The following is a 14,427-nucleotide window of genomic DNA, read 5'->3' on the forward strand; positions in this document are numbered from 1 at the left end:
ACACAATGCATAACATAAATCAGAAAATTGCAAAAGAATATTGGCATAAAAAAACAAGTAAAATTGTTCACCAAACAGAAAATTATTCTGAGGTTACTTCAACAGATCACATTATTGTAGATGCTAGTGAGCTTTCTTATTTTTATGACTTAACCCGCGAAAGTACTATTGCTGAATATACGCTTTTAATCGCATTATATAACATGCTTCTTCAGCGCTATTTTGATGATAATGCTATTGCTATTGGTTCTGATATCATTGTAGATTCAAAACCACTAATGGGGTTTTATGTATTTGAATCAATAGAAAATAAGACAATAAAAGAATTTCTGCAAATAACAAAAGAAGAGGTTCAGACTGTTTATAAATATATTAATTATTCTGAGGATCATTCTATTTTCTCTAATCCTAGTGTAAATTATATTCCTTTTCAGTTTAATTATGGAGTTCCTAAAGAAAGTAAGGATATAGCCTTTGGTGTTTTATTTAATATTGAAAAAGACCGGAATAAAAATCTAAAAATTTCGCTTCAATTTTCTAACAATTTTGCAGACAGTATAATTGCTTTTCACTTTTTAACAAGATTTAGAGATTGGTTACTAAAATTAAAGGAAAATATTAATGTTCCGATTTCTGAGATTCCATTAGTTTCAGATTTAGAAAAAGAAAAACTTCTTAGTCAATTCAATTTTGAAAATTTTGATTTTACCAATGAAATTTCCCTGGCAGAAATTGTTGGTAAACAAGCTAATAAAACTCCTTTAAGCATTGCTGTCACTTTTAAAAATTCAGCTTTAAATTTTAGTGAGCTAAATGAACAGGTAAATCAATTTTCTGACTACCTTAAAAAAAAGTATGGGATCTTAAAAGGTGATTTTGTTGGAATAAAAATTGAAAGAAGTGAAAAGTTACTGATTGCCATTCTTGGAATTTTAAAATCGGGGGCAGTCTATGTGCCAATTGATGTAAATTACCCAAGTGACAGAATAGAGTATATTGAGAACGACAGTAATTGTAAATTAGTAATCAATGCAGAAATTTATGCTCTTTTTTTAAACGACCAAAAAGAGTATTCTAAAGAAAATATAAGAGTTAGCATTGCTGCAAATGATCCAGCTTATATTATTTATACTTCGGGAACGACAGGTAAACCTAAAGGCGTAATTATTACCAATAAAAATGCCGCTGCATTAATTAATTGGGCTCAGCAGGAATTTGACAGTGAAACTTTTGATGTTGTGTTAGCAGCAACTTCACATTGTTTTGATCTTTCGGTATACGAGATGTTTTACACTTTGTCTGTAGGGAAAACAGTAAAAATATTGAATAATGCCTTAGAAATTGAAGCTGAATTGCCAAAAAATAAAAGGATTTTATTAAATACAGTTCCTTCCAGTATGCGTCACATTTTGGAAAACGGATCTTCTCTGGAAAATATCACAGTAATTAATCTGGCAGGTGAACCTTTTCCTGTAGATATTGCTAAAAAACTAGTACTTACTAAGGCCGAAATAAGAAATTTGTACGGCCCTTCTGAAGATACTACATACAGTACTTGTTACCGTCTCTCCTCAGAAAATAGTTATAATAGTGCAATTCCTATTGGTAAACCAATTGCAAATACATTAGCTTACATTTTAGATAAAAATCTGGAATTGGTTCCAGAAGGTGTTATTGGTAAATTATACCTATCCGGAGATGGAGTAGCAAACGGTTATCTCAATCAACCTCTTTTAACAGAAACTAAATTCATAGATAATCCTTTTGTAAAAGGGTTAAAAATGTATGATACCGGTGATTTGGCTAAATGGATGCCAGATGGAAATCTTGCCTTTTTTGGTAGAAAAGATCATCAAATAAAATTGAGAGGATATCGTATTGAACTTTCTGAAATAGAGAATGCTGTTCTTTCATTTTCTACTGCTATAAAACAGGCAGTTGTTGCTGTGAAGAAAAAAAATAATGAGGATGTTTTAGTTGCTTATTATACAGAGTCTAAAGTTGTTGAAAAAGCAGGATTAAGAAGTTATCTTGAAAAACAGCTTCCGGCTTATATGATTCCCTCTTATTTTATGAAAGTTGAAAGTATTCCCTTGACTCCAAATGGAAAAGTGGATAAAGACGCGTTTCCGGAAATAACGGATACAATTATTTCCAGAAAAGAATATAGTGCACCCACCGATGACATAGAAAAAATACTGGTAGAGATATGGGAACAAACTCTTGGAATTTCTCCTATAGGTATAAAAGATCATTTTTTTGAATTAGGCGGACATAGTTTAATGATTTCTCAAATCATAAACCTAATCTACAAAAAACTTCAAAAGAGTGTACCTTATAAATTACTATATACGAATCCGAGTATTAGCGATTTAAAAAAAGCATTAAAAAATCAGGAGTATTTACCTATTCAGCAAGCTAAATTTAGAAGTAGTTATCCTTTAACTAGTTCACAACAAAGACTATGGATTTTAAGCCAGTTAGAGGGCGGGTCTCTGGCCTACAATATGCCTTTTGTTGTAAAACTAACAGGAAATATAGATATCTACAAATTTAAAGAATCATTTAGATTATTAATTAAAAGACATGATAGTCTAAGAACGTATTTTAAGCTTAATGAGTCAGGAGAAGTAAATCAGTTTATTCAGTCAGCTGTTTCTTTTGAATTTAATATAAAGGAAGAAGATTTTTCATTAATAAAGAATAATGAAGAATTTATTAAAAGTTATTTTACCGAACAAAGTAATATTGCTTTTGATCTTGAAAAAGTACCTCTTGTTAAGGCTATACTGGTAAAAAGAAAAAAAGAAGAATATCTGTTTTTCTTGTCAATGCATCACATTATTGGCGATGGCTGGTCTATGGAATTATTAGTTTCAGAAGTTGTATCTATTTATAATGCACTGATTGCAGGAGCTCCAATTGTATTGCCAGATCTTAATATACAATATAAAGATTATGCTAATTGGTTAACCGAAGAAAAGCAACAAGAAGCAAATCTTGCATCTGAAAAATTTTGGTTGAAGCAATTTGAGGGTGAAATTCCACTTTTGGATTTGCCAAGCTTTAAAAAGCGTCCTTTAATTCAAACGTATAACGGTGAAACGATTGATCATCAGTTTTCAAAAGATTTTTTAAATAAGCTGAAAGCATTTTCAACAGAAAATGAAGCTACTCTTTTTATGACGTTATTGAGCGGAATAAAAAGTCTATTGTATAAATATACGGATCAACAGGATATTATTGTGGGAACTGCAATAGCAGGAAGAGATCATCCGGATCTGGAGAATCAAATAGGATTGTATCTTAATACCATTGCAATTAGAACTCATTTTCAGGAAAAAAACAACTTTTCAGAAATAGTAAAAAGAGAAAAAGACACTTTATTACAAGCTTATGATCATCAAAACTATCCATTTTATGATTTGATAGGCAAACTTAATTTAAAAAGAGACCGATCAAGATCTGCCTTATTTGATGTAATGGTTGTTTTGCAAAATCAAAGACAATTAAAAAATCTGGTAAATCAGGAAGAATTATCAGAATTAAAAATAGAAAATTATCCGTTCAATAGTAATGCATCACAATTTGATTTGAGTTATGCTTTTACAGAAAATAATGAAGGATTATTACTTAACATACAATATAATACAGACGTTTATGATTCATTTTTAATTGAAAGAATGTTTTCTCATTTTGAGATTTTAATGACTGAAGCGATCAAATTCCCAAATCAGAATATTGAAGAAATTATCTATATAACGCCACAAGAAAATAATCTTGTAACGGAGAAATTTAACGATACAAAAGTCGATTACCCTAAAAAGAAAACAATTGTAGATTTATTTGAAGAGCAGGCAGCTCTGACTCCAAATCATCTTGCAGTTGTATTCGAAAATCAAAAAATAACCTATCAGGAATTAAATGAACAATCTAACAGATTAGCTAATTACTTAAGAAACAATTATAAAATTCAGCCTAATGATTTGGTAGGTATCAAATTAGACAGAAGTGAAAGAATGATTGTAGTAATTCTGGCGATATTAAAATCGGGAGGTGCTTATGTGCCTATCGACACCAATTACCCGCAGGAAAGGATAGAATATATAGAAAATGACAGTAAAGCTAAAACTCTTATTGACAGTGGTTTTTTAATGCAATACGATAATGTTGCAAATGATTTTAGGGCATCAAATCTGGCGCAAATAAATCAGGAAAGTGATTTAGCTTACATTATTTATACTTCGGGAACTACAGGAAATCCTAAAGGTGTAATGATTGAACATAAAAATGCGGTAGAGTTAATTCATTGGTCAAAAGGAGAATATGACCTTAATAAATTTGATATTGTTTATGCAGTCACTTCATATTGTTTTGATTTATCAGTGTATGAGTTTTTCTTCACACTAAGTACAGGAAAAACATTACGTGTACTTAAAAATGCTTTAGAAATTGCCAGATATGCAGACAGTGATCAAAAGATATTATTAAATACAGTTCCTTCTGTAGTAAGAAAACTATTGACAGATAAAGTTTCTTTAGAGAATATAAAAATTATCAATTTGGCAGGAGAAGCCCTGTCACCAGATATCATTAATGAGTTACCGATAGAATCAATAGAAGTTAGAAATCTTTATGGACCATCAGAAGATACTACATATAGTACTTGTTATTTGATTAATTCAAAAAATGAGAAATCAATTTCAATAGGATCTCCATTATCAAATACACAAATATGGATTCTGGACGATTTTTTATCACCTGTTCCTGTAGGGGTTTTAGGAAACATCTATATCTCCGGAAACGGACTTGCTCGTGGCTATCTCAATAAACCGGAACTAACTGCTGAAAAATTTATTGTGAACCCTTTTATTCAGGGCGCAAAAATGTATGATACCGGCGATTTAGGATATTGGTTAACAGATGGTAATATAGAGTTTGCTAAAAGAAAAGATGATCAGGTTAAAGTTCGTGGATTTAGAATAGAGTTAGGAGAAATCAAATCTGCAATTTCTACTTTTTCTGAATTGATTCGCGACGTTGTAGTTCTTGTGCAGGAAGATAATGAAGAGAAAGTTATTGTTGCTTATTATGTAACAGATGGTGAAGTAGAGAAATCTGCTATCAGAAATTATTTGGGCAGCAAACTTCCGGAATACATGATTCCTAATTATTATATAGAGTTAGGTGCTTTTCCGTTAACTCCGAATGGTAAATTAGATAAAAAAGCTTTCCCTGGTATATCTGAAAAAGATATCATACACAAAGAATATATAGCGCCAAAAAATGAAACAGAACGGCAATTAGTCGAAATATGGCAGGAAGTTTTAAATGTTAATAAAATAGGAATAACAGATGATTTTTTTCAATTAGGAGGACATAGTTTAAAGGCTATGGAATTATTATCCATCATTCATAAAAGATTTGACCTGACAATAAAACTCGATGCACTTTTTACAGCGCCAACGATAGAAAATTTAGCTGTTACTATAGAAAATACAAAGTGGCTACAAGAAGTAAATGATGATCAGTCCATAAACCAATTAATTATTTAATCTAATCTAAATGGAAATAATCACATTACTTAAAGAGTTAAGAACGAATGGTATTGCTTTAAAAATAGTAGATGATCAATTGAAAGTATCACTATTAAATGAAAATATTGGTAATGAAATCATTGAAAAGATTAAAAGTAACAAATACCAAATCATAGATTATTTAAAGTCTCTTGAAACTAATAAATTTAAGGAAATCCCGAAAGTTGAGGAAGCAATAAGCTATCCTGTTGCTAATGCTCAATTTAGAATATGGTTTGAATCTCAGTCGGCAAATGCATCCAAAGCCTATCATATTCCTTTTGAATTAAAATTAGAAGGAGATTATGATCACCCTATTTTAGAACAGGCTTTGTGTTATGTAATTGATCGGCACGAAATACTGAGAACCGTATTTAGGCTTAATCACGAAAATGAATTAAGTCAATACATTTTACCTGTACAACAGATAAATTTCAAAGTTGATTACAGCGATTTTTCAGCTGTTGCAAATTTTTCAGCAGAAATAGACCGACACATTGAGAGCATTACAAATACAGAATTTGATTTAGAAAATGGCCCTTTAATTAGAGTGGCCTTATTAAAATACCAAAGCAATAAGTATTATTTCTATTGCAATATGCACCATATTATTTGTGATGCATGGTCTATTCCTATTCTCAAAAATGAAATATTACTGGCTTATAATGCTTTAAAATCAGCTACTATTCCATTGTTGCCTGAGCTAAAAATTCAGTATAAAGACTTTGCAGCGTGGAGTTTGCAAAATTTAAAGGAAGAGTCTTTTATAAAACAAAAAACATATTGGTTAGAAAAATTTTCAGGCAAAATTCCTGTTTTGGATTTTCCTGTAAAAGGTATTCGTCCGCCAGTAAAAACATATGAAGGTGAAACTTTAAAAACATATTTTAACAAAGATGTATCTCACTTAATACAGTCTTATAAAAAGGATAAAGGCGCATCGTTGCATATGATTATGACTGCAACGCTACATGTTCTTTTAGCCAGATATAGCGGGAACGACGACATAATAATTGGAAGTCCTTTTGCAGCCAGAGAGCATATCGATTTAAATAATCAGATAGGTTTTTTTACAAATACATTGGCAATTAGAAATAGATTAGACAAACAAGATTCGTTTGATACCTTTTTTAATCAGGTTAAACAATCCTTATTAGAAGGACATACACATCAACAGTATCCATTTGAAGAATTAGTAAAAGAATTAAAACTAAAAAAAGATCCGTCAAGAAATCCTCTTTTTGATGTTATGCTTGTTGTCATGCCAAAGAACGGATCAAAAAATACAGATGAAGATCCAGATACTGAGGCGTTAGAAACAATTGTTAAAGAAAAAAATACTACAAGTAAATTTGATTTATTGGTATACATAGAAGAAGATGAAAATGACCTTTTATCTCTCAAAATAGAATATAGTACCGATTTGTTTGAAGAAAAATTTATCAGACAATTTATCACACATTATAAAAAAATAGTAGCGTTACTTTTAACGAAACCTGAAGAAAAAATAAGCAGCTTAAATTATCTGGAAGGACAAATTGGGATACAAAATCATCAAATTGATTTAGAAAAGTATACAAAAGAAACTGTCATTTCATTTTTTGAAAATCAGGCAGGTAAAACGCCAGATGCTGTTGCTTTGGTTTATGATAATGTTATAATTACATATCGTCAAGTCAATAATTATTCAAATCAAATAGCGCAATATTTAAGAGAAAATCACGGTATAACGCCAAATACAAATGTTGGCGTATTGCTAAACAGATCACAATACAATGTGATTGCCATGCTGGGAGTAATCAAATCCGGTGGTTGTTATGTTCCTGTGGATAATAAATATCTGAAAGAGCGTAAAAATTATATCATTAAAGATGCTGCAATAAAAATCATATTAACTACAGGCGATATCAAAGTAGGCGTTGATGCTATTGATATTATCTATCTGGACGAATTTGAATTTACAGATGAACCCACAGAAAATCCAGTTGTGGTAAACGACTTAGATGATCATTCTTTTATTATCTATACTTCGGGGTCAACAGGAAATCCTAAAGGAGTAATTCAGACACACAGAATGTTATCTAATTTAATTCAATGGAATAAATATGATTCTGGTATTCCATCAGGTTTAAAGCATTTGCAATATACTTCATTTAGTTTTGATGTTTCGCTTCAGGATGTTTGGTTTGTTCTGGGAAGTGGAGGAACATTATATATTACGCCGGAAGCTATGAAATTGGATTTTGACAGCTTATCGAAGTATATAACGAAAAATAAAGTTGAGGTTTTATGTTTCCCGTTTTCGGCCTTATCCAGCTTTTTTGATTTTACAGATCAGCTATTTTTTGAAAACCATAATGTTAAACATGTTATATCTTCTGGTGAACAGTTAGTTGTGGGACGTTCTTTAGAAAATTTTTTATTAGAATTCCCTCATGTTAATCTGCATAACCATTACGGACCTTCAGAAACACATGTGGTTACTAGTCATACTATTTCTGCTCAGGCCGGAACTATTGCGAATTATGTCCCTATTGGAAGACCATTACCTAATACGACTATTTATTTATTAGATAATAATCTTCAGCCCGTGCCCGAGAAAGTAATTGGCGAAATCTATGTAGGAGGTGATAATCTGGCTAACGGTTATGTAAACTTACCTGAATTAACACAAACAAGATTTATCACAAATCCTTTTAATGCAAGTCAAAAATTATATAAAACAGGCGATCTGGCTTATGTAGATTATTCCGGTATTCTAATTTATTTGGGAAGAAATGATACGCAGGTTAAAATAAGAGGATATAGAATTGAACTCGAAGAAATTGAACTTCAGATTTTAAAATTTTCAAATGTTATAGAACATGCCGTTGTAGAAGCTAAAAAAATAAACGACGAAAATGTCCTTGCAGTTTACTACGTATCAAAAGAAGATCTAAATAAAAGTCAGATTGTAAGTTTTCTAAAATCGAGACTTCCGGATTATATGATTCCTAATTTTTATATAAAACTAGAAAACATTCCATTGACATCAAATGGTAAAGTTGACCGAAAAGCGTTGCCGGATATTATTCTCGAAAATAATGTTTCGACTGCATATGTTGCTCCAACAAATGAAACTGAGGCAAAACTTGCAGCAATCTGGCAAGAGATCCTGAACATAGAAAAAGTGGGTATAATGGACAATTTTTTTGAGTTGGGAGGACATTCACTTTATGTGGTTCGAATGATTTATAAAATCAACGAAGTTTTTGCCATCAAAATGAAGATGAAGGATGTTTTTACTATGCAAAATATTTATGAACTGGCTCAATCTGTAGATAATGAAGTAGTATTTACAACCGGAATTAATGCGATTATAAAAGAAGAAATTACAAACGATAAAAATTCAGAAATATGGGAGATTTAATCCTAAAACAAAGATTAACCCAGTTAATTCAGCAAGGAATAAGTTTTGAAGCTTCTCAGGGAAAACTTTTGGTAAAAGGTGATTTGAGTTTGCTTAGTCAGGAACATAAAGAATTTTTGAAAGAAAATAAAAACGAGATTATTGCTTTAATCGAGAATTCAACGCACGAAATTCCCTTGATTAAAAGTACCGATATAAATACTCCAAAACCATTGTCTTTTTCTCAGCAAAGTTTATGGCTTTTAGATAAAATTAATAACGGAAGTTCTCATTATAACCTTACATCAACTTTTAAGCTAAAAGGAAAAATAGATTATAATGCTTTGAACCAAACCTTTTATACTATTCTCCAAAGACACGACAGTTTACGTAGTATATTTTTTGTGGATAATTCCGGAGAACCTGCTCAAAAAATCCAGGTAATAAATGATTTTACCATTGCTATTGAAGAATTTGATGCATCAATTGATAATAGAGAAGACCAGATTTTACAGAAAATTGAAGAAGAAACAAATAAAATATTTGATTTAACTAAGGATTTATTATTAAATGTTCGGCTTTTTAAAGTAAATGCAACAGAACACTTTATGATCGTTACCATGCATCATATAGCTTCAGATGGCTGGTCGATAGGGGTTTTGGTAAAAGAATTTAATAGTCTTTATAATAGTTATTCAAAAGGAGAATCAAATTCATTACCGGACTTACAAATACAATACTCAGATTATGCCAATTGGCAAAGACAATGGCTGAAAGGACAAGTATTGGAAAATCAAATAAACTATTGGAAAAATCAACTTGCAGACCTGCCTGTAATTCATACTTTGCCAGTAGATAGCCCCAGACCGTTCATACAAAGTTTTAATGGTAATACTATTAATTCGCATATTGATAAAAGCACGCTGGCATCATTATATAGTTTATGTAAAGCAGAATCGGCAACTTTATTTATGGCGATTCATGCAGCATTCAGTATTTTATTATCAAGATACAGCAATGCAAAAGACATAGTGGTTGGAACACCAATTGCAAATAGAGGCAAAGCTGAAGTTGCTGACCTGGTTGGTTTTTTTATGAATCTTTTAATACTAAGAAGTGATTTATCAGAAGAACCTAGTTTCAGAAAATTGCTTCAGCAAAGCAAGCAAATGCTGGAGGAATCGTATGAGTATCAGCAATTGCCTTTTGAAAAATTAGTAGAAGAATTAAAAGTAAAAAGAAATTTAGGACACAATCCTTTATTTCAAATTTTATTATCCCTTCAGAATAATACGCAGGAAGAAATTGCATTAACAGATATCGTTTTAGAGCCCGTTGTTTATAAAAATGTAAAGAGTGCCAAATACGACCTTAGCTTAAATATTATTGAAACCATTGAAGGACTTGCACTTTCGTGGGAATACAATACAGATCTATTTAAAGAAGAAACAATCGTTAGAATGTCAGAACATTTTAACACATTAGTACATTCTTTATTGGTAAACCCGGACGAAAATGTTTTTAAAGTTGACTTGATTGGCGAAAATGATGCAAAACAAATTTATAAGTATTTACAAGGTGATACGCTGGATTTAACTGATGTTGAAAATGCTGTAAACCTTTTTGAATATCAAGTTAAAAATAACCCTGATGCAATTGCTATTGTCAACAATGATGTGTCTTACAGCTATGCACAATTAGGAGAAAAAGTTAATGTTATTGCGCTTTATCTATTTGATCATGATGTAGAAAACGGCGATAAAATAGGAATATGTTTGTTGCGTACTATCGAAATGGTAGCTGCAATTTTTGCCTGTTTTAAATTAGGAGTAGCTTATATTCCTCTGGATCCGGTTTATTCTTCAGTTAGATTAAGTCAGATTGTGACTGATGCCCAGCCCAAATATATTTTGACCTTGTCTTCTTTAAAAGAATTGTATTTAAAAGAATTAACAGGAGATTTTGTTTATCTGGATAAAATTCAGCCAATAAAAACAGATCGTGAAATCATAACCAATTGTCACGATGAGAATACTGCTTATATCATTTTTACATCTGGCACAACCGGAAAACCTAAAGGAATTGAAGTAAGTCAAGCCAATTTGAATAATTTGTTAAAAGGATTGGATATTTCTTTTGGGACAGATACAAAACAAACCTGGCTTGCACAAACCAGTATGAATTTTGATATTTCGGTTTTAGAACTAATCTGGACTATTTCAAGAGGTCATCAAATTGTATTACAGCAATCTAATCCTTTTAAATTGCTGGCTCCGGAAAAAATTGCCCCTGCTAAAAATATCGATTTTAGTATAATGTTTTTTGGTGCAGACAAAGAAGGTAATGATCAGAAATATGATTTATTGTTAGAAACTGCAAAATACGCAGACCAGAATAATTTTACTGCAATCTGGACACCTGAACGCCATTTTAGTGAATTCGGAGGAGCATTTCCAAGTCCGTCAGTTTTAAGTGCTGCTTTATCAGTTTTAACCAAAAATATTGCAATTCGTTCCGGTAGTGTAGTGCTTCCGTTGCATGATCCTATTCGTGTGGCCGAAGAATGGGCAGTTGTTGATAATTTAAGTAACGGACGTGCCGGAATTAGTATCGCTTCAGGCTGGCATCCAAATGATTTTGTGTTTTCAAATTCAAATTACAGTAACCGCCATACTGAAATGCGTGAGAAAATAACAGAGCTTAAAAAACTTTGGAAAGGAACGCCAATAACCAGAAAGAATGGAGTAGATCAGGATTTTGAAATAAAAATAAGACCTACACCAATACAACAAGAATTACCACTTTGGATTACCGCTGCAGGAAGCCCTGAAACTTTTAAATATGCGGGAGAAATTGGTGCCAATATTCTAACTCACATGTTAGGGCAATCATTAGAGAAATTGGCCGAAAACATAGCCATTTATCATAAATCATTACGTGATAATGGATTTGATTTAAAGGATAAAAAAGTGTCTTTAATGCTTCATACCTATATTGATGAAATGCAGGACACGGCTCTGGAATTAAGCGAAAAACCTTTTAAAGATTATTTAAGGTCTTCAATGAAATTGATGGAACCCCTGGCTCAGGAATCAGGATTGGATATAGATACCCAGAGTGATGAAATTATTGAGATTGCATATAAAAAATTCAGTAAAGAAAATACGCTGATTGGCAGTGTAGAATCTTGCCAGAAAATGCTTCAGAGCATTCAGGATATTGGAGTTACCGAAGTTGCATGTCTGGTTGATTTTGGAGTTGAAAATGAAAAAGTATTATCCGGACTTCAAAAAATAAACGAAACTAAAGCTTTGTACCAAAAACAAATTGAGTTTAGGGATTTATTAAATGTTGAAAATCAAAAAACAGAGCTGGAACTTATAGATACTTACAAAGTAACTCATGTTCAAATGACGCCATCACAATCTAAACTGATTGTCGATTTATACCATCAGGATAAATCAAGAAATATATCATCAGTACAGCACTGGATGATTGGTGGCGAACCATTAAGCGAAAGCTTGTTAGAAGGTTTAAGTGCTATCACCAAATCAAAATTGTACAATATGTATGGGCCAACAGAAACTACAGTTTGGTCTGCATGGAGGGAAATTAATAAAGATGATTTTAAAATTGGCAAACCTATATTGAATACCAATTTGTTACTATTAAATGAGTTTGAACAACAGGTTCCGTTAGGAGTTGTTGGCGAACTTTATATTGGTGGGGCAGGCGTTGCAAAAGGATACCATAATAATACTGAACTCACTAACAAAAGTTTTAAAAATATCAATAATTCCTATTTTGGAAATACGAGGTTTTATAAAACCGGAGATTTGATGAGGTTAACTGCCGAAGGTACATTTGAGTACATTGGCAGAAAAGATAATCAGGTAAAAATCAACGGTTACAGAGTAGAACCTGAAGAAATAGAGAAAACAATTGCTAATATTCCAGGAGTCAAAAACTGTAAGATTGTTCCAATTAGCAATGAAAATAGCACACATTTATCTGCATATATTGTCAAAGAAGATATTGTTTTTGGAAATTATAAAGAACTCCCGGTTCAGGAGCAGGCAAAGGCTTTTTATTTTCCTGACGGAAGTGTAATTTATCATCAGTCAGATCGCCAGTTGGCGATGTTGTATAAAGAAATATTTCAGGACGGAATCTATTTTAAACACAACATTACAGTTCCGGAAAATGGAGTAGTTATAGATGCAGGAGCGAATATTGGGTCTTTTAGTATAGATGTAAATCAAAGACAGCCAAGTGCAACAATTATTGCATTTGAACCTATACCACAAATTTTTTCTGGATTAAAACAAAATTTCGAACATCGCCAAATAAAAGGACGTATTTTAAATTACGGAGTTTCGAATAAAAAAGAAAATGCCACCTTTTATTACTATCCGGAAATGTCCGGAATGTCCGGCAGATTTGCAGAAAAAGGTACGATCGTAGACGCTGTCAAAAATTATATGAAGCATGATAATGCGATATTATCAGACAGTTCAAATCATTCAGATGATGATATTATTATCAAATCTTTTTATGAAAATGTAGAAAGTGATGATGAAGTTTCCGGAGAATTAAAAGACTACCTGACTTCATTATATGAAGCAAAAGAAGTGAATTGCCAACTTACCACTATATCTGATGTTATAGACGAATTAAATATCCCTTTTATAGACCTGCTAAAAGTAGATGTCGAAAAAAGCGAATGTCTTGTTTTAGAAGGCATCAGAGAAGAGCATTGGTCAAAAATTCATCAGCTCGCACTTGAAGTTGATGGAGATTCAAATCTGAATATAATAGAAAATCTCCTTAGTGAAAAGGGCTATGAAATTCATGTAGAAGAATTAGCTATTACTGATTCTGAAACGGCATTAGATGATAATACTTATATGTTGTATGCAATAAATCATAAATATGGCAAAGAAAAAAATAATGCAGAAGCACTTCAGATTTCTTCGCAGGTAAATGAAGCCGTTGTTAGAAATCATTTAAAAAAGATGCTTCCGGATTATATGAATCCAAAAGATGTGGCTTTTGTATCTTCTATCCCTTTGATGGAAAACGGAAAAGTTGATTTAATAAAATTAAAAGAACTGAAACCGCAGGAAGCAACAACAAACAATAACATCAAACTCAGCAGTCAAATTGAGCTGGATATTTATCGTCTTTGGTGCGAAGTCTTAAAAAAAGAAAGCATTCCGTATCACGTCAGCATTTTTGAAGCAGGCGGAAATTCGATAGAAATAGTACTGTTACATGAGAAGCTGCAAAAAGAGTTCAATATTACTTTTTCATTGGTCGAATTGTTTCGTAATCCTACTATACAACAACAAGCAAAACTAATGCAAAACAGCACCCCAAAAGATAGCAATGCAACTCAAAAAATAATGAATAAAGGTGCTTCAAGAAGAAACGCACGAGCTAATAGATTAAACTGATATAATT

The 14,427-nt window shown here is 31.8% G+C and carries 3 protein-coding genes; all 3 read left to right on the forward strand.

What is annotated here, in order from left to right:
* The first annotated feature begins 5 nt into the window (after nucleotides 1–5).
* The 3 genes from KHA98_RS20360 to KHA98_RS20370 are packed head-to-tail and all read left to right on the forward strand — an operon-like array spanning nucleotide 6 to nucleotide 14,420.
* Nucleotides 6–5,555 carry a non-ribosomal peptide synthetase gene (locus tag KHA98_RS20360; RefSeq protein ID WP_213259824.1) on the forward strand — a complete coding sequence of 1,850 codons (5,550 nt, stop codon included), beginning with the start codon at nucleotides 6–8 and terminating at the stop codon, nucleotides 5,553–5,555.
* A gap of 10 nt (nucleotides 5,556–5,565) precedes the next feature.
* Nucleotides 5,566–8,985: a non-ribosomal peptide synthetase gene (locus KHA98_RS20365; protein ID WP_213259826.1), complete on the forward strand. Its 3,420-nt coding sequence runs from the start codon at nucleotides 5,566–5,568 to the stop codon at nucleotides 8,983–8,985.
* Nucleotides 8,973–14,420 (forward strand): MupA/Atu3671 family FMN-dependent luciferase-like monooxygenase, encoded by a 5,448-nt coding sequence (locus KHA98_RS20370; protein ID WP_213259828.1) that lies wholly within the window; start codon nucleotides 8,973–8,975, stop codon nucleotides 14,418–14,420. Before KHA98_RS20365 ends, KHA98_RS20370 begins: the two co-directional genes overlap by 13 nt.
* Nucleotides 14,421–14,427 lie beyond the last annotated feature (7 nt).

It is taken from the genome of Flavobacterium branchiicola, from assembly GCF_018383905.1.
GTDB lineage: Bacteria > Bacteroidota > Bacteroidia > Flavobacteriales > Flavobacteriaceae > Flavobacterium > Flavobacterium branchiicola.